Source organism: Variovorax sp. P4_B11 (assembly GCF_056402355.1).
Window position 1 is genome coordinate 1 of sequence record NZ_JBFUHO010000038.1, and the last position, 23,213, is coordinate 23,213.

Here is a 23,213-nt window from a genome sequence, read left to right on the forward strand (position 1 = left end):
CCTGATGGCCGAACGCCTGATCGCCGACAAGCCAGTCGGCGGTAAAAAAAACTTCATCGAACGCCAAGTGCCTGCGTTTCCCGCGAATTACATCCCCCGCGGCAGTCCTGCGCGCGCAGCGCCACGTGGACCATTCGATCACGACACTGCGACTCAGCCTGAGCTATCTACTCATCGCTCGCCTCGGGCAGTGCCCTTGCTGCGGCAAGGCAAGCGCAAAGCTACTCTTGTGACACAGTAAGACTAGTGGTGAGGGCGCCGCGTAAATGCGTCCCTGATGCTCGCCGACAATCTTCCCGCATACGGCGACACGTGCGCAAGCATCATTGTGGTTGTCGGTATTCGGGCGCAGGCTACGGGCATAGACCTCATCGAACCATCGCCCGAGACGCGGTGCATCGGCGCCGGATGGGGCGTCCATGAAGTTGACGACCGCGTGCGTACCATCGATGCGGGCCAGCACCTGCAGCGTGCTCCCCCTGGTCATGACGTTGCGCGCCAACTCCACGAGCTGCGCAAAGACCTCCTGCATCCTCGGTCGATTGAGAAGCACGGGCAGTGAATTGGCTGGAAGCTCCAACTCCAGCGCCATGCCGGCGGCCTGAAGGCGCGCATCCAGGGACTCCGACTCCTGACGCAAGAACTCACGGATGTCGATGATGTGACCGAGAGGGAGTGGGGCGTCAACGGCGGAGTGGATGGAAACGCGCTTCCAGGCGCCGGAAGTTGCGGTTCGATCCTTCAAGAGGTGCAATACCAGCGCAGCGAGAAGGGACGCAATGGAGATCACAAAGGTTGTGACGATGACCACGAAGAGTGCCTCAATGCCTGTGAAGCCGATTTCGAATGAATTCATATGGAGACGGGGAGACGGGGAGACTGGGGAAGCCAGGCGCCAGACTTTGCGCACATTGCTGCGAGACGCGTTTGGCAATCGCCTGAACTGCAGTCTCGAAGTGCTGAGGCATTTCGTCGATTCTGTCGATCAAGGCGCTGAAATCGGGAAAGCGGTGATCTCGGTCGGCCGGGATACTGCAATCGGTGTCTCCACTGGAGTCGGCACCATAGTAAATGTGGTTGCTTGTCAACCAACTGGAAGCGTTCGGATGGGCCAGGAGACAGGCTTGGATGTTCATTCGCGGCGCATAGTCGCTCGACCAGCCCGATGAAGCCATGCCTACGCCGGTGAATGTGACATGCAGAACCGCGTTTGGAGCAGGCAGCGCCTTGCAGTCAACCGTGTCGAGGCCGCTCGGTGCGGATTTCATACTCTCGATCGACGAGATCCAAAATCCCGTTGCCTTCAGTTCGCCGTCAAGTGCAGTCGTCATTTTCGGACCCAGAGAATCGCGAAGGCAGCGCATCTTCTGACTGGCCGCGCTCCACTTCCTGCGATCGTTCATTGAGAGGTAGCCAAGCGTCGGCATGAACGGCTCTGTAAAGGCTCTGTCCTCGGTGTGGAACTCGACGGGTGACGCAACTGGCACCAACGAGATTCTGTGGATCTCTGGGTTCATGGCCGCTTGAGTGGGATCGACCCGTTCAGAACGCACGAGCCTCAATTGACGCGTCATGAAGCTTGAAAACGACTGAAATCCCGTTCTCATTTCGCTATCCTGGCGTGCCGTGTTGCGGACTGACTCATCGCTTGCCATCGACGGATTGGACGACACACTCAGGTGCGACCTTGTCCAGTGTCAATGCCAGTTGTTCGACCAGACGGTCGCTGTAAGTCTTGTTGGGATGAACGAAATCCAGCAGGTCTGAAGGGCCGCCGAATTGAACACCCCCCCAGTCGGCGAACGCGACGTCTAGTTCGGTGGCGTAGTTCTTGACCGCGGCGTCGTATGAGTCTCGCCGTGAAATGTCCTCAGCCTTCAAGACGCCACCGATGGATTGACGAGAAAATCCTGTCAGCACAGGCACCCGGCCTTCTGAGCGAACTCGCTCGATCATCGCTCCGTATGTGTTCAGAATTCGCTGCACGGATGCCCCCCGCCAAGCGTCGATCACGCCGTTCTCGATCACCACAAAGCGTGCGGTGCGCGGGGATGCGGCGAATTCTGGATACAGCATGGCGAGCATGGTGCCGGCCGCCGAGTGGTCGGCCACCACCTGCAAGCCGGGCCGCAGACGTTGCAGTGTCATGGAAGGCGTTTCGGCTGTTCCGTTCCCGGCCATGATCGAATCGCCATAGACTTCGACGGTGCAACCAAAGACCGGTTCAATCGCGCCCTCCTGCTTGGCTTCGGGCGCGGACTTCAACGCTTCTGAAGCGTATGCTTTGCTGCCATCCCAGGCTTCTCCGCCTCCGCCGCATGCAGTCAGCAAGGCAGCGGCAAGCACGCAAGCAGCGATGCGGCAAGTTCGGTACTTCATCTGAAGAAAAATCAAACTTTCGATCCAAGAAGAAATGCAACGCCAAGTCCGCAAACTGCGTATGTGACGTCGTGGATTGAGACGCGACCACTCCGTTTGCGAATGGAATCCAATTCATAGAAGAGCAATCACCCTCGCGCCAACTGGAGGGGCACGCCAAGATTCCTTGCCTGCGATCGTGCGAGAACACGGGCGGTGTTCACGCACGGACGTTGCAAAGTACTTCGCGTTTCCAATGACACTCGGGGAACGCGAATGGACGTTTCGGCGCGTGTCGTCAATTTTCCAGGGCAACGCGGTCCGGGCAACGTGAGGCCATTCGGAAACGAACCCAAGAAATTTCCGAAATACCCCTGGACACGATTGGCGCAACAAGCCCGCGTGAGCGTGCAAGCAAGTGATCGCGCCTGTCGCTCACAACAGAAGCTGCCGCTGATTGGAGGTCTGCGGATCTGCCATCAACCAGCGTCGTCGCCTTTTGGGCCTCGCTGGGGGTGACGTCTCCCCCATTTCCGGTCAGTTTTGAACTGGAGTTGGGCGGTTTTCGGCTTGTTGATCTGACCTCTTTTTGACGAACTCACTGGGGGTCAGGTGGCCCAGTGATCCGTGTGGGCGGTGATGGTTGTAGTCATGCTGCCAAGCCTTCAACTTTTCCCGCGCATCTTGTGCGGTCGCATTTCGGTGCGTGTTTGGTCAGACATGCGCACACCGAATCCGGACCGAAGTCAGACGATTCATCCACGACTTCGCAAGAGGCACGGCCTACGCTTCTGGCATCGGCTCCACCCGCGCGAATCCGGCGCCGTAACCCTTCCACCTTCCACGTCATTCAGGACAAAAGATATGAGAAACACATTCACAGGCGCGCTGGCGGCACTCGTCCTCGTGACAGGCGCAGCAAGCGCCCAGGCGCAGGTTGCAGGCTCCACGCTGCTCAGCGTCGGCGTCATGGAAGTGCGCGAAATCGCCAACGGATTGAGCGCCAAGAAGCAGATCCTCGGCCAAGAGGTCGTCAACGAGAACGGCGAAACCGTGGGCCGCATCACCGACGTCATCGTCGCGCCGAACGCGTCCGTCTCCTACGCCATCGTGGGCGCCGGCGGTTTCCTGGGCGTGCGCAGGCACGACGTAGCGATCCCGGTGGGGCTGTTCAACGTTTCAGAGGACCGCCCGGTGCTGCGTGGCGCCACGCGCGAGGCGATCAAGGCCATGCCGGCCTTCGAGTACACGCGCTGACGACGGCGCCGCCGCTCAAGATTGGAGGCTTCACCATGCGTCGGGAACTCTCTTCTTCCTTCGGCGGGGCTGCCGCAGCCCTGTCGCAAGCCGAGCCGGCATTCTTCGTCCTGCTGTTCCGGCCCCTGTTCCAAAGTGGTCAGGCGTTCGCGTTCGCCTGCGACCCGGACGGGCGCGTGGACATGGATGGCATGAGCGAGCGAACGCGCAACAACTACCTGTACGCGCGAGCGATGATCGGTCGCGAGCTGGACCTTCCGAGCGTGCACGCGCACGTCGAGCGGGACGGGATCACGTGTAGCGGCCCCGGCCCCACCTAGAGTCCGGCGCGGATTGCCTCGAGCTCCCTGCGGCAGGCCTCGCCGAAAACCTTCAGCGGGTCGGGGTCCTCCGAATGCGCAATGCGGCCCACGTCTTTCGTCGTCAGATTGGCGGCGAAGTACTGGTCCGCGATGCGCCGCAACAGGCGCTCGGCCTCGGCGAGCACCTCGGCCGAGGCGGTGAGCCGGATGCGATTGAGCAGCGCGTACGCCGGCAGGAGCGTCTCCGGCTGCTCGAGCGAATGCGTCAACGCATCCACAAGGAGCTTGCCGCACTCGGCGATGAATTCACCGTAGAGGGCTTCGTGCTTGCGAATCTCCATCCCGATCAGTTCGCGCCGGCCGTGCGTCTTCTGGGTGATCCACGCGATCGCGATCGTGGCCGAGCTGCCGGCCACCGACCCCAGCACGCCTGCGAGGGCACCGACGCTGATGTCCATCATGGGGTCGCCCGTGACCGCTGCTCAAGCACGCCGCCAGTCCGCCGCGAGGTCTGGGAAACGCTTGCGCAGGCGCTCGACCACGTACGATTCGATCGCGGCGGTCGGGATCTGGCCCCGGACCTCGGCCGATTTCTCGCGCACCGCGAAGTGCAGGACCAGCATGTCGTGCAGCTTGCCGAACGCGATCGGATTGTCGGTCCCGCATACCGACGCATCGCGCTTCAGGACGCGCTCGATCACGCCCGACTGGAGCAGCTTGGCCCGGCACAGCAGCGCCATCCGCGCGATTTCGCGATCGATGTCCTCGAGATTCGCAGCGACGCGATAGTCATCCAGCCTCATGTTCATGGTCTTGCCTCCGTCAAAAGGGGGTTGCGTCCGCCGATGTGAGAAACGCCTTCGCGCAGCACGTCGAGGGCGTGGAAAGCCGCGACCCATTCCTCGTTGGTGGGCTCCACCGCCACGCGCACCCGGCCGCGCCCGCTGGAGATCGTGGCTGCGTGGGCGCGGTTGGCGCCCTCCTCCAGCTCCACCCCCAACCAGTGAAGCCCCCGGCAGATGCGCTCGCGCAGCACCGCGCTGTGCTCGCCGACGCCGGCGGTGAACGCGAGCAGGTCGAGCCCGCCGAGCACCGCTGTCAGGGCGCCGATCTCGCGCACGATGCGCCGAACGTAGAGGTCCAGCGCCATTCGCGCCCGGGGATTCGTGTCCTCGGCCGCCAGCAGGACCTGCGGGCTCGGCGAAAGCCCCGAGACACCGAGCAGTCCGGACTCGCGGTACAGCAGTTGTTCGAGCTCGTGCACACCCATCTTGTCGACTTGAAGCAGGTGCAGCAGCACGCCGGGGTCCATCGCCCCGCAGCGCGTGCCCATCATCAATCCATCCAGCGCGGAAAAGCCCATGGTGGTGGCGACGCTGCTCAGCCCCTCCATCGCGCAGAGGCTGGCGCCGCTGCCGAGATGCGCCACGATCGTGCGCCCGCGCGCCGCGGGTCCATGGCGTTCGGCCAGGGCGATGGCCAGGTACTCGTAGGACAGGCCGTGGAAGCCGTAGCGGCGCACCCCGCGTTCCCACAAGGCATGGGGCAGCGGCAGCATCTGCTCCACTTGCGGCAGCGTCCGGTGGAAGGCCGTGTCGAAGCAGGCCACCTGCGGCAGATGTGGCGCCTCGCCCAGCAGCACCTCGATCGCCTCCAGGGCATAGGGCTGATGCAGTGGCGCGAGGGGGATGAAGCTACGCAGTTCTTCCAGCACCACGCGGTCCAGGCGCACCGGGGCCGTGTACTTGCTGCCGCCGTGGACGACCCGGTGAACCACGGCGGCCGGCGGGCGGCCACCCGTGCGCCGTTCGATGCAGGCACGGACGTGCTGCAGGGCGGCGTGGTAGGGCCGCTGGGGGTCGAGCTCCAGGGGCACGGACGCGCCGTCTGCGTCGATCAGGTGCGCCTGCGTGCCGCCGATGCCTTCGACTCGGCCGGCCCAGAGCGGGCGTCGCGGCAGCGGCGTGGCGCCGGTGTCGAAAAGAGCGAACTTGATGCTCGAAGAGCCGCAGTTCAGGACCAGGATGGGATCGCCCGTCAACGCGGCGCCGGGCATCGGTTCGAGAGCTTCCCGGACGAGACGGCCGGCGGCGCCTTCCCGCGCAGCGGGCTGCAGCATGGCGGCGCTCACGGCTGCGGCTCCAGGTTGGCTGCGGCAGCGGCGGGCGCCACCGCCCGGGCGGCCGCCGACTGGGGAGGCTGCCGCGCGACGCCCGCACCTTGCGCAGCACCGCGCGCGGCGACGAGGGCCACGGCGCAGGATGCGATGCGGGACTCGCGCGGGTCGGCCCGACTGGTGAGCACAATCGGGACGCGCGCGCCGAGCACGATGCCGGCGCTGGCCGCGCCGCCGAATTGCTCCAGCTGCTTGGCGAGCATGTTGCCGCTTTCCAGATCCGGGACGACCAGGATGTCGGCGGCGCCCGCGACCTCGGACACGATGCCCTTGACGCGCGCGGCGGCAGCCGACACGGCGTTGTCGAAGGCCAAAGGCCCGTCCACCATAGCGCCCTCGATCTGGCCCCGGTCGGCCATCTTGCACAGCGCCGCGGCGTCCAGTGTGGCGGGCATGTTGGGATTGACCGTCTCGACGGCGGCGAGGACGGCGACGCGCGGCCGTGCGACCCCGAAGGCATGCGCGAGGTCCACCGCGTTGCGCACGATGTCGAGCTTGTCCAGAAGCGTCGGCGCGATGTTGATCGCGGCGTCCGTGATGATGAACGGGCGCGGGTAGGCGGGCGTCTGCATGACAAAGCAATGGCTCATGCGGCGACCGGTGCGCAGCTTGCTGGCCACCACGGCGGACATCAGAACGTCGGTGTGCAGGCTGCCCTTCATGAGAGCGTCCACCTGGCCATCGAGCGCCATCTCGACGGCGCGCGCGGCCGCGACATGGCTGTCCGCGACGTCCTCGACGGGCAGGTCCCCGATCTCAAGGCCGGCCTGTCGGGCAACGGCCTCCAGGCGCTCGCGCGGCGCGACCAGCACCGGGTCGATGAGGCCGGCGCCATGGGCATCGAGCGCGGCGGAGAGGCTCACCGCATCGCAGGGGTACACCACCGCCATTCGGAGCCGCCCCAACGGCCGCACGCGCTCGATCAGCCGCGTCAGTTCATCTTCGTGCGATGACGCAATGCCCACCTGCGGCAGGCTGCCGCGCGGGCGCTCGAAGCGTTCCGTCGGCGCGCTCACCGTCGCGACGCCGGTGATCACCTGCTGGCCGTGCTGGTTGACGCAAGCGCAGTCGAGGACCACGCTGTGGTTCGTCTCGTCTCGCGCGCTGATCGTCACCGTGACGGACAGGGTGTCGCCCACCCGCACCGGAGCCCGAAATTCGAGCGTCTGGGCGCGGTAGACCGTTCCCGGCCCGGGCAGACAGGTGCCTATCAGCGTCGAGATCAGGGATGCACCCCACATACCGTGGGCGATGACGCCCTGGTACGGCGTAGAGGCGGCGAACTCGGCGTCGGTGTGCTGCGGGTTGATGTCGCCCGTGATCGCCGCATACAGCTGGATGTCGGCAGCACTCAACGTGTGCTCGATGGTGGCGCGATCGCCCACGGCGATTTCGTCAAAGGTTCGGTTGCGCAGCATCGTCAGTTCATGGGAATGGGAAGTAGAGGACACGATTCTTTCGCCTTGGGGTCGTTGGTCATGCAAGGATGTGGAAGCCGCCGTCCACGTAATGGACGTCGCCGGTGATCGCCTGAGCCGCACCGCTCACGAGGAACGCGCACAGCGAACCCACGTCGTCGATCTCGACCTCGCGCGGCAGGGGCGCCCGGCAGCGTGCGTCTTCGATCAGGTCGTCGAAGCCGGGGATGCCGGAGGCCGCGCGCGTGCGGATCGGCCCCGGCGACACCGCGTTGACGCGGATGCCGCGCGGGCCCATCTCGGTGGCGAGGTAGCGGACCGAAGCTTCGAGCGCGGCCTTCACCGGCCCCATCACGCCATAGTGCGGCACGACTTCGGCCGCACCCAGGTAGCTCATGGTCAGCAGCGCGCCTCCCTCGTGCATCAGCGGTTCGGCCAGGCGCGCCATCCGCACGAACGAGTGGCACGAGATGTCCATCGCGCGGGCGAAGCCCTCGGGGGAGCTGTCGGCCACCCGCCCGTGCAAGTCGGCGGAGGGGGCGAAGGCGATCGAGTGCAGCACGAAGTCGAGGCGCCCCCAGCGCTGCCGGACGGCATCGAAGACGGCTTCCATCGCACCCGCTTGCTCCACGTCCAGCGGCATGGAAATGGCGGCGGAGAGTTCCTGCGCCAGCGGCTCGACGTGCGGGCGGGCCTTGTCGTTCAGCCAGGTCACGGCGAGTTCGGCGCCGCATGCGCGGAACACGCGCGCGCAGCCGTAGGCAATGCTGTGCTCGTTGGCGATGCCAACCACGAGGCCCTTGCGGCCGGCGAGCAGCGATTGGGATTGGACGTCCATGTCAGGCTCTCCTGGCTGCCGCGGTCCGGCGCCGCACACGCGTCGACGGTGCAGAAGGCGTCGCGGGCGCGGCGATCGCCGGCACGACCGGGACCAGCAGGCTGCGGATGCGCGCGAGCATCGACGTCTGCTCGGCCGAAGGCACGATACGCTGTACCCGCCGGTCCGCCAGCACGCGCTCCAGCAGCGTCAGCAGGCGCTTGCGGTCCTGCGGGCGCGCCAGCAAGACGGGCAGCGTGGCCAGCGCCTGCTGTGGTTCGTAGCGGGCGATGATTTCCTGCTCGCCGCCGATGCGGCGTATTTCCTCGAGCGGCAGCTGGGGCAGCAGGTCGCCGTAGTCCTCGATCAGTTCGTGGGCGAGGTGCAGCCGCGACAGCGGCAGCGGCGTGTCCTCATGCGCCATCAGGAAAGTGACACGCGCCAGCGCCTCGGCATACCCGCCCTGGTCGATGGCGGCGAGCGCCTGCTTCACGAAGGGCAGATCGCGCGGGTTCAACGGCTGCGCCTGCGGCTCGTCGCCGAAGCCCTGATCGCCGCCGTAAAGGGCAAACATGTTGCCGTAGACCTGGAAGAAGGCAGCTTCCCCCATCGCGTCGCGCAGGGCGCGCCAGCCGTCGAGCGAGGCACTGATGAGTTCCGAACTGGTCGACTCGAGCTGCCGCAGGGGATGGTCCGGCGCGACCGCCTGGCGCGCGGCCTTCACCTGCTGTGCCGCCGGCGCCAGCCACCAGGTGAACGGGTTCAGGTCGGACAGCGCCCAGCGCTGGAAGCGCAGCGGGTGGAACGCGCGCCCCAGGGCCGCACCGGCCTCGCTGGACAGCGCCTGTGCCACCGGGCGGCCGAACAGCTCGTAGGCGCGCTGGTTGAATTCCGAGACAGCCTTCATGGCATGGAACGGCTTCTCGTCCTCGCGGCGGTAGTGGTTCAGTCGCGCAACGACGTCTTCGAGCCGGATTTCGACGAAGCTCACGTCATAGAGGGTCTTGCCGGCGTCATCCGTCTGCTCCGCGATCTCCATCCCGTACAGGCCCGGCGGCAACGTCTCGATGGACTGCAGGGCCGACACGATCTGGGCGTGCTCCTTCTTTGCCACCCGCCCGGACACGAAGATGCCCAGGTGGCCGATGTCCTGGTGCATCAGGCCGACGATCACCTGGCCGCGCGCCTTGATCTCCTCGGTGCTGCCGTACACGTCGGCGACCCAGTTGAAGGCCTGCTGCGGCGGCGTGATGTTGTCGCCCAGCGAGGCGAACAGCACGATCGGCACCTTGACGTCGCGCAGGTCGAATCCCATGCCGGCGCCGGAGTGCTCGCCCGCCCAGAGCCTGTTGCCGACGAACAGGTTTTGCGTGATCCACTCGATCTCCTCGCGGTTCAGCAGGAAGTAGCCGCCCCACCAGCGTTCGAACTCGAGAAAGCGCTCGGGCTCCGTGTCCGCGTTGGCGAAGACGTGGTAGTACTTGTCCCAGAAGGTGTTGGCCGGGTTCAGGTTCTCGAAGTTCTGCACCAGCCAGGCGCCGTCGAACTTTCCCGCGCCGAGGTCGGAGGTGAGCGAGGCGAGCCAGGTGCCGCCGAGCAGCCCGCCCGCATAGCGCATCGGGTTGTCGCCCGCGCCTTCGCTCCAGGCGCCGCCCCAGTAGGACATCGGTGCGCCCACGACGACGAGCGGGCCGGTGTCGTCGGGATTGGCCGCGGCCAGCATCATCGCGGCCCAGCCGCCCTGGCAGTTGCCGACGATCGCGGGCTTCGGCGCATCGGAATGGAGCGCGTGCACGCACCGCACGAACTCGCGTTCGGCGTTGCACACGTCCACCAGCGTCTGGCCGGGCTCGGGATCGCGGAAGAAGATGACGAAGTACACCGGGTGGCCGGCGGCCAGGGCGACGCCCACTTCCGAGTCCTCCTTGAAGCCGCCGATGCCAGGACCGTGGCCGCCCCGCGGATCGATGATCAGGTAGGGACGGCGGCGCGCATCCACCTTCACGCCATCCGGCGGCACGATGCGCAGCAGCGCGTAATTGACCGGACGCTCCATCGTGCGCCCGTCCATGACCATCTCGTGCGCGAAGTGCAGCATCGGCGGCAGGCCTTGCCGCTCGTGCTCGATGAAGTTGTTGCCGCGCTGGCGCAGCCCGTCCCAGAGCAGCACCGCGCGCTGGGCGAAGTCGACGCCGTATTGCGCGGCGTCCACCCCGGCCTGCCAGGGCAGCAGCGGTTTCTTCACCAAGGCCGCCAGCTGCCGATCGCCTGCTTGCCGCACGCGTTCGGCCAAGTGCTTCGCGGCCACCGTGGTCCGGTGTTCGAACGCCTTGGCCACCTCTTTGGAGATTTCCCGGCTCTGGGCAAGCTGTGTCGTCGGATTCTTCATAGGATCGTTCCTTCGTTGGAGGTCAGTTCGTTTTGGGAGTCGATGTGGAAGACCCGGCGGGTCTTCGTCGGTGAGAAGGAGGCGCCGCGCCATGGCCGTGACCGTCAGGAAGCCAGCGCCACATGGCTCGGGCCCGGCGTCGGGTCGGTGCTGCCGGCCGGCGCGCGGCGGACCTTGAACCACGCCGCGTACAGGGCGGGCACGAAGAAGATGGTCAGCACCGTGGCGATGGTCAGGCCGCCCATGATCGCGAGAGCCATCGGGCCCCAGAACACGCTGCGCGTGAGCGGGAGCATCGCGAGCACGGTGGCGGCGGCGGTCAGCACCACCGGGCGCGTCCGGTGCAGGGCGGCATCGACGATGGCATTCCAGGCGTCGCGGCCTTCCTCCATCTCGATGCGCACCTGGTCGATCAGGATCACCGAGTTGCGCATGATCATGCCGCCGAGCGCGATGATGCCCAGGATCGCCACGAAGCCGAGCGGGGCGCGGAACGCCAGCAGGGCTGCGACCACGCCGATCAGGCCGAGCGGGGCGGTGAGGAACACCATCGCCATCTTCGAGAAGTCCTGCAGCTGGAGCATGAGGATCAGCAGGATGGTGAGCACCATCACCGGCGCCACGGCGGCGAGAGCCTTGTTGGCCTTTTCGCTTTCTTCCACGGCGCCGCCGGTGTCGACGCGGTAGCCGGCGGGCAGCTTCGCCTCGATGTCCTTGAGCAGCGGCTCGATTTCCTTCGTCACGGACACGGGCTGCTCGCCGTCCTTGACGTCGGCACGCACGGTAATGGCCATGTCGCGGTTGCGCCGCCACAGCACGGGCTCTTCGAGCTCGTACTTCACCTTCGCCACTTCGGACAGCGGCACGACGGTGCCGGCGCGCGTGTAGATGTTCACGTCCTTCAGCGTGTCCAGGTCCAGGCGCTCCTTCGGCACGGCACGCGCGACGATGTCCACCAGGTTCTCGTGCTCGCGCAGCTGCGACAGGGTCGCGCCGTTCATCACGCTCTGGGTGACGAGATTCACGTCGGAGGGCGTAAGACCCAGCGCACGGGCCTTGTCCTGGTCGAGGTCGACCTTGAGCGTGCGGACCGGGTCGTTCCAGTCGAACTGCACATCACGCAGCTTCGGGCTCGAGGACATGACCTGTTCGACCTGGCGGGCGATCTCTCGCACCTTCTGCGTGTCGGGGCCGACCACGCGGAACTGCACCGGATAGCCCACCGAAGGACCCATCTCGAGGCGGGTGACGCGCACCCAGGCCTGCGGGAAGTCCTTGTCGGCCGTGGCCATCAGCCGCAAACGCACACGTTCGCGCGCTTGCATGTCCTTCGTCATCACGATGAACTGGGCGTAGCCGGGGTTGGGCAGCTCGGGCGACAGCGCGAGGTAGAAGCGCGGCGCGCCCGCGCCTGTGTAGGCGGTGAAAAAGCGCACTTCCTCGTCCTTCTTCAGCACCGCTTCCATGCGCTTGACCTGTTCGGTCGCTGCCTGGAACGACGAGCCTTCCTTCAAGCGCAGGTCGAGGATCAGTTCGGGGCGCTCGCTGTTCGGGAAGAACTGCTGCGGGACGAACTTCATGCCGGCCAGCGCGAGCACCAGGGCGCCCCCCGTCACGGCGATGATCAGCCAGCGCTTGTCCAGCGCGAAGTCGATCCAGCCGCGCAGCTTGCGGTAGAAGGGCGTGTCGTAGGGGTCGCCGTGGTGGTTCTTGCCGAAGTCCTTCGGCAGCATCTTCACCGCGAGGTAGGGCACGATCATGCCCGAGCAGAGCCACGAGAACACCACGGCAATGCCCACGATCCAGAAGATGCCGCCCGCATATTCGGCGGTGGTGGAGTGCGCGAAGCCGATCGGCATGAAGCCCGCGACCGTGATGAGGGCGCCCGAAAGGCGGGGCATGGCGGTCGCGGAATAGGAGAAGGCGGCCGCCTTCGCGCGGTCCCACCCTCCTTCCATCTTCACCACCATCATCTCGATCGCGATGATCGCGTCGTCCACCAGCAGACCGAGCGCGATGATGAGCGAGCCGAGCGATATGCGCTCCAGGTTCCAGCCCATCGCGAGCATCACCATGGCGACCACGCCGAGCACCAGCGGCACCGAGATGGCGACGATGAGGCCGGTGCGGAAGCCCAGGCTCAGCAGGCTCACCGCCATCACGATCACGAGCGCTTCCATCAGCGAGCGCTCGAATTCCCACACGGAATCCTTCACGGTGGTGGGCTGGTCGGCGACGCGCTCCAGCTCCACGCCGTGCGGCAGTTCGGCTTGCACCTTCGCGACCGCGTCTTCCACGGCCTTGCCGAGCTCGACGACGTTGCCGTCGTCGGTCATCACGATGCCGACCATCAGCACGTCCTGGCCGTTGTGGCGGATGGTGTAGGTCGGCGGGTCCTGGAAGCCGCGCGTCACTGTCGCGATGTCGCCGAGCTTGATCGTCCGGCCTCCCGCGGAGACCGGCACGCTGCGGATGTCATCCAGATTCGTGAACTGGCCGCTCACGCGCACGAACACGCGGTCGTCCTTCGTGTCGATGGAGCCGCCGGGCATCATGGCGTTCTGGCTCTTCAGGCTCTCGGCGATCGCGAGCGGCGTGATGCCGAGCGTGGCCAGGCGCTGGTTGGAGAACTCCACGTACACCTTCTGGTCCTGCTTGCCCAGGAGGTCGACCTTTTTCACGTAGGGCGCCTTGAGCAGGCGGCGCTTGATGTCCTCGGAGATGTCCGACAGCTCCGCGTGCCCGATGCCGTCACCCTTGACGGCGTAGAGCAGGGAGTAGACGTCGCCGAACTCGTCGTTGAAGATCGGGCCAACGACGCCGTCGGGCAGTTCGAGCTTGAGGTCGGAGAACTTCTTGCGCGCCTGGTACCAGGCTTCCTGCTGGTCCTTGTGCGAGGTGCCGCCCTTCACGGTGATCGTCATGCCGCCGTAGCCCTGGCGCGCAAAGGTGACGACCTTCTCGAAGTGGTCGAGCTGCTCGAACTTCTTCTCGATGCGGTTCAGCAGTTCGTCCTGGATCTGCTGTGCGCTCGCGCCGGGCCAGATCACGGTCGCCGTCATCGACGGCACGGAGAACTTGGGGTCCTCAAGCTGGCCGAGCTTCGAGAAGCTGAAGACGCCCGCGATCGAGACCACGATGATCAGGAAGAGCACCACGGCGCGATGCCCGAGCGCCCATTCGGTGAGGTTGAAGCTTTTCATCGGGCGGCCTGCTGCGTCGTGTCGAGCTGCGTGAGCTTGGCTTCAGCCAGCGCCGCGCCGGGCAGCGCGACCTTCAATCCGGGCGCCATCTTCTGCACCCCCGCGGTGACGACCTGCTCGCCGGCCGGCGGGCCGGACACCAGCACCTCGTCGTTGCGGTAGCCGTGCACCGTCACGCGCAAGAGTTCGACGCTGCCCACCGCCTCCTTGGCGGCGTGCTTGACCACCCACACCGCAGGCTGGCCGCTGACTTGCGTGAGCGCGCTGGCCGGGAGGGACGCCAGCGGCGTCTCCGACATCGCCCGGTCGGTCACCAGCGTGGCCGTCGCGCCCAGCGGCAGGGGCCGAGCGCCAGCCGGCTTCAACCGGGCGCGATAGGTGCGTGTCTGCGCGGCGGCCTGCGGCGACATCTCGCGCAGCGAGACCTCGAAGAAGTCGGCCGGTGCGCTCGCCAGCGAGGCCTTGAAGCGCGCCGCCTTGAACGTCGCCAGCTGGTCCTCGGGCACGTCGATGACGATTTCCGGCGTGCCGGGGTCGGCGATCGCGACCATCGGCAGTCCTTCGGCGACCACCTGGCCCGCTTCGAAGCGCACCGCGGTGACCACCCCGCTGCGCGAGGCGCGCAGCGTGGTGTACTTCAGGCGGTTGCGCGCGAGCTCGAGCTGGCGCGCCTGCGCCTCTTGGGCCGCCTGCGCCGTCTCCGAGCCGCTGTGGGCATGCTCGTCGTCGGCCACGCTGACCGAGCCGTCGGCCTTCAGCGAACCCAGGCGCTTGCGATCCGATTCGGCCTGGCGGGCCTGCGTGACGGCAGCCGACCATTGCTGCCGCGCGGCCTCCTCGGCCAGTCGGTAGTCGCTGTCGTCCAGCACCGCGAGGATGTCGCCTTCGTGCACGAACTGGCCGACATCGACCTTGCGCTGGGCGACCTTTCCGCCCACGCGGAAGGCCTGGTCGACTTCGTAGCGGGATTGCACGGTGCCTGCGTAGCGGTTGGCTTCGCGGGCGGCGTCGTAGCGAATGTCGGAGATGCGCACCGGCCGAGGCGCCTCGATGGGCGGCTTGTCCGGGCTGCATGCGGAGAGCATCGCGGCGATCGGCAAAGCGATGACCGCGGCAAGAGAGTTCTTCAAGACAGTACCTCGTTGAAGGCGACGGGTTTCAGGAATGCGACGCCTGGGTGGCGCCGGCGGCGGAGGAGGTGGTTTGCGCTGCGGGCTGGGCAGCAGGCTCGAACACCTGCCAGCCCCCGCCCAGCGCCTTGTAGAGCTGCACGCTGTCGAGCAGCAGCTGGGTGTCGCTGTCGTTGGCGCTCAGCCGCACCGCCAGGCGCGAGCGCTGCGCATCCAGCAACGGCAGCAGGTCGATCTGGCCGCGGTCGTAGAGCGACTGGGCGCGGGCGAGGGCCGCTTCCGCGGAAGCGGCGGCGCTCTGCAGCGACTTCGAACGCTGCTGCTCCGAGGAGCTGGCGACCAGGGCGTTCTCGACGTCCTCCAGCGCGCGCACCATGCCGTCCTCGGCGCGCAGCAGCGCTTCGCGCTGGCCGCTCTCGGCGATGTCGTTGATGGCCTGCGTTCGGCCGGCGTTGAAGATCGGCATCGCGAGCAGGGCCGCCACGTTGGTGTAGCGGGCGGAGCCCAGGCCGATGCCGTTCAGCGCCATGTTCTGGCGGCCGAACGACGCGTCGAGAAACAGCCGCGGAAACCATTCGGCGGCGGCCTGCTGGCGGCGCGCGTTGGCCGCATCCAGTTGCGCCAACAGGGCGAGCACGTCCGGGCGGCGTTGCAGCAGCGCGGCTGGTTGTCCCGGCTGGGGCTTGGGTACGACCACGTCGCCGCGCCAGGGCTCGACGCGGGCTGCATCGAAGGCCTGCTCGCCGATCAGCACCGCAATGCGATGTCGCGAAACCGCCGCGATGGTCTCCAGCGGCGGGATCTCTGCGCGCGCCGTTTCCGCCTCGGTCTGCGCGCGCTCCACGTCGAACGGTGTCGCCAGGCCGGCGCTTTGGCGCGCCTTCACAAGGCGCAGGGTCTCGTCCCTGGCAGCCGTGATCGCGCGCAGGGTGTCGAGCTGGCGCATCGCGCCCACGAGCTTGAAGTAGTTGCTGGCGACGTCGGTCATGACCAGCAGGCGCACGCCGCGCATGCCGTCTTCCACCGCCAGCGCTTCCGCCGCGGCCGCGGCCGCGCCCGCGCGCAGGCGGCCACTCAAGTCGATCTCCCACGAGACGTCGAGGCCAGCGCTGCCGCTCTTGGTGTCGGGCTGCAACTTCTTCACGGCGTCGCCGTAGCCGCTGCTGCGATCGCTCCCCGAGCCGACGGCGCTGACGCTGGGCATCAGGAAGGACCGGCTGACCGTCACGCCGGAACGCGCCGCTCGCAGGCGCTCGGCGGCGATCTTGACGTCGCGGTTCTCGCGCGCGGCGCGGCGCACCAGGTCGGTCAATACCGGGTCGTGGAAACTTTCCCACCAGGCGGCCTCGGGCTCGACTTCGGAGGGCGCGCTCGCGGCGAACTTGGCCGGCACGTCGACCGTCGGATGGGCGGCCGGCGTGGAACAGCCGGTGAACATCAGGGTGGTCGATGCGGCCAGCGCCGCCACGACGAAGAGACCGGCCAGCTGATCGGCCCGCTTGGGGGGCTTCTGCCTGGCCTGGTGGGACGGCGAAAGTGCGGAGGGAGATGACATCGGAGTGGACTCGTCTTGGATTCGAGGGGGTTAGCGTAGGGCGCGATGCGCACGAAGTCGTCAGCGTTGCGTCGACGTTCGGTCGCCATGCGGGCGGTCACCGCACGGCCGAGCGCGTTCATGCGGCCGGGTCGTCCTCCGGGCGCTCGGCGGCCCCGGCCGCCAGGTCGCTGGCAATGGATTGCAGCAACTCGTGGGCGGTCGCAAATTCGTGCTGGCGCCCGGTGACAAGGTTTTCGAGGCGGCCCGCGAACGCCGCGGGGGTGGCGTCGCTGCGCAGCTTCAACACGTAGGCCCGGCGGTTCGGGTACTTGGATTCAGGGTTCAACACCATGGCAGCTTGGGGATGGGAGAAGTTCGGCATCAGCGTAGGCCCATCCCCGGGTCGAGTCGTCAGCGAAAGGTCGACGAACGGTCGAGACTGCGCTCGCATGCAGATGCGACGGAAAGCCGACCTGTCGCTGACGACTCCGCCGGCTGGCGTCTCTAGCATCACCGCCCATAACTACCGCCCGCCCCCGCGCGGCCCCGGCACATGAATCTCAAGCTCACACCCGGGCGGCTGCTTGCCGCCGCCATCGTCGTCCTGTCCGTCTGGATCGTGCACGACTTCATCGAGGCCCTGCTGGCGGCCTGCGTGACCGCGATCGCGAGCTGGCCGCTCTATGCCGCCTTCAGGGAGCGCTTGCCGAACCGCATCGGCAAGAGCGCAGGCGCTGCGATATTCACCAGCGCGATCACGGTGTTTGTGCTGGCACCGATGCTGTTCGCCTGCTGGGCGCTGCTGAGCGAGGCGCACGCTTCGCTGCTGGGCCTCGCGGCCGCCGACAGCCACGGGCTCGGCGTGCCCGGATGGCTGGCGGACGCCCCTGTCGTGGGGCCCTGGCTGGCCGCACGCTGGCAAAGCCAGCTCGTCCATCCGGATGCGCTGCGGGTGCTGACGCAACGCGCCGACCCCTCCGCACTTCTCGGATGGGCGCAGGCGCTCGGACAGTTCACGGCCCGGCATGCGCTGATCGTCGCGTTCGCGATCCTGCAACTGGCTTTCCTCTACCAGGAAGGCGCGTCGCTGACGCGCGAGCTGACCCGCGGGCTGCGTGAGGCCGTCGGCGACCGCGCCGAACGGTATGTGGAGATCGCCACGCGGGCGGTGCGCGCCTCGGTGAACAGCATGGTGGCCGTGGCCTTGTTCGACGGCCTCGCGACCGCACTGGCATACGGGATCGCCGGTGCACCGCGCGCGCTGCTCTGGGCCGCGATCACGGGTTCGCTGGCCGCCGTGCCGTTCCTGGGCTACGGGGCAGTGGCCGCGATGGCGGTGCAACTGGCGCTGCAGGGAGCGCCCACGACGGCACTGTTGTCGCTGCTGCTGGGCTGCGCGGTCCTGCTGTGCGGCGACAAGCTGGTGCGGCCCATGGTGGCGCGAAGCGGGATGCAGCTGCCGTTCGTCTGGGTGTTGATGGGCTGCATCGGCGGCTTCGGCGTGCTCGGCCTGGCCGGGCTGGTGATCGGCCCGGTGGTGCTCACGCTGGCCCGGGAGCTTGGGAGCAGCGGGTGCGCGAGCCCAGATGCTGACGCGCTGGCGGCGGGCCCGGCGTCAGGCCGGCTTCAAGGCCTGCAGGATTGAACGCGCACGCCGCACCGGCACGGTGTCGCCGGCTTCGGGCAGCTGGTCGACGAGCGCGGCGAGGGCGCTGCGCTCCGCGGCCGTCGCCTCGTGGTGCTCGCACAGGTCGGCGAGCGCGAGCAGTTCGAGCCAGGGCGCCTCCTGTGCCCGCGCCTCCTCGATCGCGCGTCGGACCAAGGCGGCACCGGCGTCGGCCCGGTCTTGCGCACGGGCGATGGTCGCCTCCAGCAGCCACAGTTGCGGCAGGTACACGCGCTCGGCCAGTTCGTCCGCGACCTGCAGGGCTTCCCGGAGCTGGGCTTGCGCCGCATCCCGATCGCCGGCCAGCAGCAGGGCCTGCGCCGCATAGCCCAACACCTCGCTGGCGCCGGAGCGCATGCCGAGCCGGGCGTTCTCTTCGCAGGCCTCGCGGATCCGGCGATGGCCCTCGAGCGGCGCACCGTTCAAGGCCTCTGCCCAACCTCGGTACCAGCGGCACGCCGTCCGGCCCTGCGCCAGGGAGAACTCGTCGACCAGCGCCTGCATTTCGTCGGCCAGGGCCGCAACCCGTTCGGCGTTGCCCAGGCGCACCTCGAGCAGCGCCTCGTGCCAGGTGGCGACAAGCTGTGTCATGGGCTGTCGCAGCGCGCGCGCGCGGACGTGCGAGCGTTGCACATGCGTCCGGGCCTGCTCGACCAGGCCACGGTGCACAAACTCGATGGCCAGCATCCCAAGCAGCGTCACCTGCGGATCGGCGACAAAGATCTCCCGGGCCGCGAGGTCGAGCGGCTCGGCGATGGCGAGCCCGCGCTCGATCCAATCGAGCGCCGCCTGCGGCCGGCCCTGCAGCTGATGCACCTCGCCATGCACGATGCACGCGGCCAGCATCAGCACCGGATCGTTCGATCCGGACGCGAGCGCCTCGGCGCGCTGCGCCACCACCAGCGCCTGCGCATATTCGCCGCGCAGGCTCAGCACGTAGCCGAAGCCGTGCAGCAGCCGCCCGCGCATCGCGTGCTCGGGCAGGCCCTGCAGCAGCGCGTACGCGCGTTCGAAGGCGTTTCTCGTGTCGCTGCCGACGCCGAGCGATTGAAAGGCCGCTACGCCGTGCAGCGTCGCGACCACGATCTCAAGCGCGTTGCGCTCTTCCCCCTCCGGTGCCTGCTGGAGCAGGGCCGAGGCGCGCTCGGTGAGGCTGGTGCACGAGGCCGGGCTGAAGTGCAGCAGCGCAGCTTCCGCCGCCTCGGCGTAGTAGCGCAGTGCGGTCATCGGCTGCCGCCCGCGGTCGAAGTGCATGGCCAATTCGGTTGCGGCCACCGGCACGCCGGCCGAACGCTCCCCTTCGAGGGCCGCGCCGACCTTGCGGTGCAGGTGCGTGCGGGCCGAGGACGCCGTGCGGTCGTACAGCACCTGGCGGAACAGCGCATGCCGGAACGCGTAGGGCAGCTCGGCCGTCTCGTCGCCCTCGGCTGCGCGCGGCGCGGTGAGCCACACGTGCTCGCGCACCAGCTCCTCGCAGGCATGGGCCACCGATGCGACATCGCGCTCCAGGGCCAGCGCCAGCGTGTCGACGCGGAACTCGACCCCGCAGACGGCCGCCGCCGAGAGCAGGGCACGCGGCTCGCTGCCCAGCTTGGCGATGTAGTGGTCGATGATGGCCGCCAGGTTTTCCGGCACAGCCATCGCCGCGAGTTGCGCCTCCACCGCCGCGTCGTCCGCCGGGCGCTCCATCACCTCGGCGATGACCGACGAGACGAACAGCGGCACGCCGTCCGTGTGCTCGTGCAGCGCACGCACGAATGCCTCGTCGCGCGCGAGCGAGGCCGAGCGTTGCGCGATGTAGTCGGCGACCTCGGTCTCCGAGAACGGATCGAGCACCACCTCCTGGCACAACCGGTGCTGACGCAGCTCGTGCCGCAGCGGGTTGAGCGGATGGTCCTGTGCGATCACCTCGGCCAGCCGGAAGCTCGACAACCACATCAGGCGCGCGCGCCCGCGGCGCCGCGCGACGTAGTCGATCAGCTGGATGGTCGCCCGGTCGCTCCATTGCAGGTCTTCCGTCACCAGCAACAGCGGGCGCTGCTCGGTGTAGCGGTCGAGCAGCTCGGCCATCTCGCGCAGCATGCGGTCCGGGCCCACGCCGGCCAACTCGCGCCGCAGCGCGTCGCGTTCTTCCGCGGTGCTCAGCCACGGCAACTGAAGCAGCCAGGTCGGCGCCACGCTGCGCAGCAGTGCCGGCAGCGTGCGGTCGCCGCGGCACAGCTCGGCCAGCGCCTCCAGCACCGGCAGGTACGGCTCGCCGGTGCCATAGTGCTCCACGCACTGGCCGCGTGCGCAGGCGATGCCGCCGAGACTGGCCACGAAGTGTTCGATCAGCGTGGTCTTGCCGATGCCCGGTTCGCCGGCGACCCAGACCACCGCGCGCTGCCCGCCGCAGGCCTGATTCCACGCCTGCTGCAGCCGGGCGATCGCGTCCGCGCGGCCGATGAACGAGGACGACGGCTGTGGGCCCGCCGCCGCCACCGCGGTCGCGACGATTGGCGGTGCCGGGCGCGCGGCGGCCGGCACCGCGATGAAGCGATAGCCGCGCCGCGACACGGTCTCGATGAAGCGCGGCTCGCGCGGGTTGTCGCCGAGCACCGTGCGCAGGTCGCTGATGGCAGTCTTGAGCACCGATTCGCTGACGAACTGGTGGCCCCACACCGCATCGAGGAGCGCGTCCTTCGTCAGCAGCGCACCCGGCTGGCGCGCCAGCGCGCACAGCAGGTTGAAGGGCGTGGGCGCAAGCGCGACGGCCTTTCCGTTGCGCAGCAGGCAGGCGTTCGCTTCGTCGAGATCGAACGCGTCGAAGCTGATCCGAACGGGATTCGAGATGGACACCGGGTGAGCCACGTGCGTCGTGCGAGAGGGCGGGAACGAATTATCGATGGGCCGGTGACTCAAGTCACGTCGTTGCCCGAGGCCAGCGAGTCTCAAGCGACCTTTCGACGCCCGACCACGTGCCGGGTCGTCTTCACAACGTCTGGCGCCGGGATCTCCGAGGTCTCGGTGAGCAAACGCGCCGAATGAACCTCGACCGGCTTCAACGGGCTGTTGGCGATGCGCTGGGCGCTCTTTGCATCCAGGCCCAGTCCGCGCAGCGCGGCGGCGGCGCTCTGTTCGGCGAAGTCGCTCTCGCAACCCGGCTCGAGCATGCGATGCGTCGCGCCAAGGACGGCACCCGTCACGATGTTCAGGGCCAATGCGATCGGCATGGGCGTGAACCGGCCCTGCCGGATGCCCTCGATCAGGTCCCGCTGCACGAACTCGAGCACGATGTTCGGGCCTCGTGCATCTGGCCATCCGAGGCGGACCAGGAATGCGGCGGCCAGCGGGTGGTCGATGGCGAGCCTGGACACCAGGCGAATGCCACTCGACACGCGCTCAGCCGGATCGGCGTAGCTGCGCACCACGGGCTCGGCCATTCCGATCAGCTCATTGGCGATCTCGATGGCGAGCTCGCGCACCAGCGCGTCGGGCGACGGGAAGTACTTGTAGAACGTGCCCCGCGACACCTCGGCGGCCGAGATCACATCGTCGATCGACGTCGCCGCCGGACCCTTTTCCGCGACGAGCCTCATCGCGCTGGCGAGCAGGCGGGCACGCATGCGTTCGCGGCGCTCGGCTGCGACTCGCTGGCGGTGGTCTTGCGTTTGCATGGATGGATTGTGCCCAGAGCTTGACTAAGTATAAACGACAGTATTGTCATGATGACATATTTGTTATTATGAAGATTCACTTGTCGGCACCACCTCCACTCGATCGAAGGATTCCACGATGCTCGGACCCTCCCGGCCCCTTCAGCTCACGCTCATGCTCGCCGTCGCGGCCTTTCACACCGCAGCGCCGGCAGTCAATGGCGCGCTGCTCGGCGGCAATGGGATCAAGAACGCATCGATGGGCGGCGCCTCGATCGCGCTGCCGCTCGACGCCGTGGCCGCAGCGAACAATCCGGCCGGCATCGCCTTCGTACCGTCTTCGACGACGCTCGACCTGCAGGTGTTCAGCGGGCACTCTTCCGCGGACTATGTCCTGCCGGGCAACCACCTCGAGAACCACCAGACCCAGATGGCCCCCGAAGGCGGCTTCATCTGGCATTCGACTCCCGAGGTCACTCTCGGGATCAGCATGTCGGGCGCCGGCGCGGGCTCCGACTACGGTCAGCCCGCGCTGCCGGTGCCCGGTGCGGGAACGGCAAAGACAACGCTTCGCGTCGCCGAGTTCATTCCCGCCATGGCCTGGAAGCCCACGCCTGACCTGGCACTCGGCCTGGGCCTCACGCTGGCCTGGCAGCAATTCGATGCCGATGGCGTGATCGTGCCCGCCCCTGTGCCCGGCGGCTTGTTGCCGCTTCCCGGTCACGGCGATCAGACGGCGACTGGCGTTGGCCTTCGAGGCGGCTTGCTGTGGAAGCCGACGGCGGACTGGTCGCTCGGCATGAACCTGAAGTCCCGCGCCCGCATGGGCCGGCTCGACGGCTACGACCGCGACCTGCTGGCCTACAGCGATGGACGCCTCGACGTGCCTGGTCAGTACGGCGTCGGCGCTGCATGGCAGCCCATCGAACGGCTCACCCTGGCCGCCGACTGGCTGCGCATCCTGTGGGGCGAGATCAAGGCAATGCAGGACCCGAACGGGTTCACCTGGCGCAACCAGCCTGTTGTGCGCCTTGGCGCAGCGTGGGCACTCGACGAGCTCTGGACCCTGCGGGCCGGCTACAGCCGCAACCGCGGCCAGATCGACCCTTCGCGCGCGGTGCAGAACCTGCTCGTGCCGTCGATCAACGAGAAGGCCTACACCGCGGGCCTGAGTTGGCGCGTCGACCCGCACTCGGAACTGAACCTCGGCTACGAGTTGAATCCGCGCACCACGCTGACCGGCACTGGCGCCAGCGCCGGCACTTCGATGACGAGCAAGGTCCAGATGTTCCTGCTCGGCTACCAATACACGTTCTGAAGGGAGA

The 23,213-nt window shown here is 67.5% G+C and carries 19 protein-coding genes and 2 pseudogenes; 5 read left to right on the forward strand and 16 right to left on the reverse strand.

Features of this window, described 5'->3' with window-relative positions:
* Positions 1–241: pseudogene (locus AC1DYD_RS27165) on the forward strand (IS701 family transposase); the annotation flags it as partial.
* On the opposite strand, the gene AC1DYD_RS27170 reads toward AC1DYD_RS27165, so the two are convergent.
* The 4 genes and pseudogenes from AC1DYD_RS27170 to AC1DYD_RS27185 form a co-directional block, all read right to left on the reverse strand.
* The gene (locus tag AC1DYD_RS27170; protein ID WP_478175923.1) at positions 164–856 is read right to left on the reverse strand and encodes a hypothetical protein; all 693 of its coding nucleotides are present in this window, start codon (positions 854–856) and stop codon (positions 164–166) included. The pseudogene AC1DYD_RS27165 and the gene AC1DYD_RS27170 overlap by 78 nt on opposite strands.
* A complete protein-coding gene (locus tag AC1DYD_RS27175; protein WP_478175864.1) occupies positions 822–1,607 on the reverse strand; it encodes a hypothetical protein in 786 nt (261 codons plus the stop codon). Before AC1DYD_RS27175 ends, AC1DYD_RS27170 begins: the two co-directional genes overlap by 35 nt.
* Before the next feature lie 34 nt (positions 1,608–1,641).
* Positions 1,642–2,394 carry an SGNH/GDSL hydrolase family protein gene (locus AC1DYD_RS27180; protein WP_478175865.1) on the reverse strand — a complete coding sequence of 251 codons (753 nt, stop codon included), beginning with the start codon at positions 2,392–2,394 and terminating at the stop codon, positions 1,642–1,644.
* A 501-nt stretch (positions 2,395–2,895) separates the two neighbouring features.
* A pseudogene (locus tag AC1DYD_RS27185) lies at positions 2,896–3,057 on the reverse strand (integrase core domain-containing protein); the annotation flags it as partial.
* A 165-nt stretch (positions 3,058–3,222) separates the two neighbouring features.
* On the opposite strand from AC1DYD_RS27185, the gene AC1DYD_RS27190 reads away from it, so the two are divergent.
* Both AC1DYD_RS27190 and AC1DYD_RS27195 read left to right on the forward strand, forming a co-directional pair.
* Complete coding sequence (locus AC1DYD_RS27190) at positions 3,223–3,615, forward strand: PRC-barrel domain-containing protein (protein ID WP_478175866.1); 393 nt, start codon at positions 3,223–3,225, stop codon at positions 3,613–3,615.
* 35 nt (positions 3,616–3,650) lie between these two features.
* A complete protein-coding gene (locus tag AC1DYD_RS27195) occupies positions 3,651–3,935 on the forward strand; it encodes a hypothetical protein (RefSeq protein ID WP_478175867.1) in 285 nt (94 codons plus the stop codon).
* On the opposite strand, the gene AC1DYD_RS27200 is transcribed toward AC1DYD_RS27195, so the two are convergent.
* From AC1DYD_RS27200 to AC1DYD_RS27245, 10 genes are all read right to left on the reverse strand, one after another.
* On the reverse strand, positions 3,932–4,378 hold the full coding sequence (locus AC1DYD_RS27200; protein WP_478175868.1) for a hypothetical protein: 447 nt from the start codon (positions 4,376–4,378) through the stop codon (positions 3,932–3,934). The genes AC1DYD_RS27195 and AC1DYD_RS27200 overlap by 4 nt on opposite strands.
* 21 nt (positions 4,379–4,399) lie before the next feature.
* Positions 4,400–4,726 (reverse strand): hypothetical protein, encoded by a 327-nt coding sequence (locus AC1DYD_RS27205; protein ID WP_478085539.1) that lies wholly within the window; start codon positions 4,724–4,726, stop codon positions 4,400–4,402.
* Positions 4,723–5,973, reverse strand: coding sequence for an acetate/propionate family kinase (locus AC1DYD_RS27210; RefSeq protein ID WP_478175920.1), 1,251 nt, complete (start codon positions 5,971–5,973; stop codon positions 4,723–4,725). The genes AC1DYD_RS27205 and AC1DYD_RS27210 overlap by 4 nt, the downstream gene beginning before the upstream one ends.
* Positions 5,974–6,044: 71 nt before the next feature.
* Entirely contained in the window at positions 6,045–7,511 is a 1,467-nt protein-coding gene (locus AC1DYD_RS27215; RefSeq protein ID WP_478175921.1) for a bifunctional enoyl-CoA hydratase/phosphate acetyltransferase, read from the reverse strand.
* A gap of 58 nt (positions 7,512–7,569) precedes the next feature.
* Positions 7,570–8,349 (reverse strand): enoyl-ACP reductase FabI, encoded by a 780-nt coding sequence (fabI, locus tag AC1DYD_RS27220; RefSeq protein ID WP_478175869.1) that lies wholly within the window; start codon positions 8,347–8,349, stop codon positions 7,570–7,572.
* Position 8,350: 1 nt separating this feature from the next.
* Positions 8,351–10,717 (reverse strand): DUF3141 domain-containing protein, encoded by a 2,367-nt coding sequence (locus tag AC1DYD_RS27225; protein WP_478175870.1) that lies wholly within the window; start codon positions 10,715–10,717, stop codon positions 8,351–8,353.
* Between the two features lie 104 nt (positions 10,718–10,821).
* Positions 10,822–13,920 carry an efflux RND transporter permease subunit gene (locus tag AC1DYD_RS27230; RefSeq protein WP_478175871.1) on the reverse strand — a complete coding sequence of 1,033 codons (3,099 nt, stop codon included), beginning with the start codon at positions 13,918–13,920 and terminating at the stop codon, positions 10,822–10,824.
* Positions 13,917–15,050 carry an efflux RND transporter periplasmic adaptor subunit gene (locus AC1DYD_RS27235; RefSeq protein ID WP_478175872.1) on the reverse strand — a complete coding sequence of 378 codons (1,134 nt, stop codon included), beginning with the start codon at positions 15,048–15,050 and terminating at the stop codon, positions 13,917–13,919. Before AC1DYD_RS27235 ends, AC1DYD_RS27230 begins: the two co-directional genes overlap by 4 nt.
* A gap of 28 nt (positions 15,051–15,078) precedes the next feature.
* Positions 15,079–16,605, reverse strand: coding sequence for an efflux transporter outer membrane subunit (locus AC1DYD_RS27240; protein ID WP_478175873.1), 1,527 nt, complete (start codon positions 16,603–16,605; stop codon positions 15,079–15,081).
* Between the two features lie 118 nt (positions 16,606–16,723).
* A complete protein-coding gene (locus AC1DYD_RS27245; protein WP_478175874.1) occupies positions 16,724–16,969 on the reverse strand; it encodes a hypothetical protein in 246 nt (81 codons plus the stop codon).
* Positions 16,970–17,140: 171 nt separating this feature from the next.
* On the opposite strand from AC1DYD_RS27245, the gene AC1DYD_RS27250 reads away from it, so the two are divergent.
* Positions 17,141–18,232, forward strand: coding sequence for an AI-2E family transporter (locus tag AC1DYD_RS27250; protein WP_478175875.1), 1,092 nt, complete (start codon positions 17,141–17,143; stop codon positions 18,230–18,232).
* On the opposite strand, the gene AC1DYD_RS27255 is transcribed toward AC1DYD_RS27250, so the two are convergent.
* Together AC1DYD_RS27255 and AC1DYD_RS27260 are read right to left on the reverse strand one after the other, a co-directional pair.
* Positions 18,203–21,091, reverse strand: coding sequence for an ATP-binding protein (locus tag AC1DYD_RS27255; protein WP_478175876.1), 2,889 nt, complete (start codon positions 21,089–21,091; stop codon positions 18,203–18,205). The two genes, AC1DYD_RS27250 and AC1DYD_RS27255, sit on opposite strands and share 30 nt — an antisense overlap.
* Before the next feature lie 92 nt (positions 21,092–21,183).
* Entirely contained in the window at positions 21,184–21,909 is a 726-nt protein-coding gene (locus AC1DYD_RS27260) for a TetR/AcrR family transcriptional regulator (RefSeq protein ID WP_478175877.1), read from the reverse strand.
* A 118-nt stretch (positions 21,910–22,027) separates the two neighbouring features.
* Between AC1DYD_RS27260 and AC1DYD_RS27265 the strand changes: the two genes are divergently transcribed.
* Complete coding sequence (locus AC1DYD_RS27265; protein WP_478175878.1) at positions 22,028–23,206, forward strand: OmpP1/FadL family transporter; 1,179 nt, start codon at positions 22,028–22,030, stop codon at positions 23,204–23,206.
* The last annotated feature ends 7 nt before the right edge of the window (positions 23,207–23,213 follow it).

What these genes read in the sequence shown, in the direction of transcription:
- fabI (WP_478175869.1), bottom strand. Translation starts at nt 8,349, where the DNA reads ATGGACGTCCAATCCCAATCGCTGCTCGCCGGCCGCAAGGGCCTCGTG.
- AC1DYD_RS27245 (WP_478175874.1), bottom strand. Translation starts at nt 16,969, where the DNA reads ATGCCGAACTTCTCCCATCCCCAAGCTGCCATGGTGTTGAACCCTGAA.
- AC1DYD_RS27170 (WP_478175923.1), bottom strand. Translation starts at nt 856, where the DNA reads ATGAATTCATTCGAAATCGGCTTCACAGGCATTGAGGCACTCTTCGTG.
- AC1DYD_RS27265 (WP_478175878.1), top strand. Translation starts at nt 22,028, where the DNA reads ATGCTCGGACCCTCCCGGCCCCTTCAGCTCACGCTCATGCTCGCCGTC.
- AC1DYD_RS27210 (WP_478175920.1), bottom strand. Translation starts at nt 5,973, where the DNA reads ATGCCCGGCGCCGCGTTGACGGGCGATCCCATCCTGGTCCTGAACTGC.
- AC1DYD_RS27205 (WP_478085539.1), bottom strand. Translation starts at nt 4,726, where the DNA reads ATGAACATGAGGCTGGATGACTATCGCGTCGCTGCGAATCTCGAGGAC.
- AC1DYD_RS27215 (WP_478175921.1), bottom strand. Translation starts at nt 7,511, where the DNA reads ATGCTGCGCAACCGAACCTTTGACGAAATCGCCGTGGGCGATCGCGCC.
- AC1DYD_RS27190 (WP_478175866.1), top strand. Translation starts at nt 3,223, where the DNA reads ATGAGAAACACATTCACAGGCGCGCTGGCGGCACTCGTCCTCGTGACA.
- AC1DYD_RS27195 (WP_478175867.1), top strand. Translation starts at nt 3,651, where the DNA reads ATGCGTCGGGAACTCTCTTCTTCCTTCGGCGGGGCTGCCGCAGCCCTG.
- AC1DYD_RS27250 (WP_478175875.1), top strand. Translation starts at nt 17,141, where the DNA reads ATGAATCTCAAGCTCACACCCGGGCGGCTGCTTGCCGCCGCCATCGTC.
- AC1DYD_RS27260 (WP_478175877.1), bottom strand. Translation starts at nt 21,909, where the DNA reads ATGCAAACGCAAGACCACCGCCAGCGAGTCGCAGCCGAGCGCCGCGAA.
- AC1DYD_RS27240 (WP_478175873.1), bottom strand. Translation starts at nt 16,605, where the DNA reads ATGTCATCTCCCTCCGCACTTTCGCCGTCCCACCAGGCCAGGCAGAAG.
- AC1DYD_RS27175 (WP_478175864.1), bottom strand. Translation starts at nt 1,607, where the DNA reads ATGAGAACGGGATTTCAGTCGTTTTCAAGCTTCATGACGCGTCAATTG.
- AC1DYD_RS27230 (WP_478175871.1), bottom strand. Translation starts at nt 13,920, where the DNA reads ATGAAAAGCTTCAACCTCACCGAATGGGCGCTCGGGCATCGCGCCGTG.
- AC1DYD_RS27225 (WP_478175870.1), bottom strand. Translation starts at nt 10,717, where the DNA reads ATGAAGAATCCGACGACACAGCTTGCCCAGAGCCGGGAAATCTCCAAA.
- AC1DYD_RS27200 (WP_478175868.1), bottom strand. Translation starts at nt 4,378, where the DNA reads ATGATGGACATCAGCGTCGGTGCCCTCGCAGGCGTGCTGGGGTCGGTG.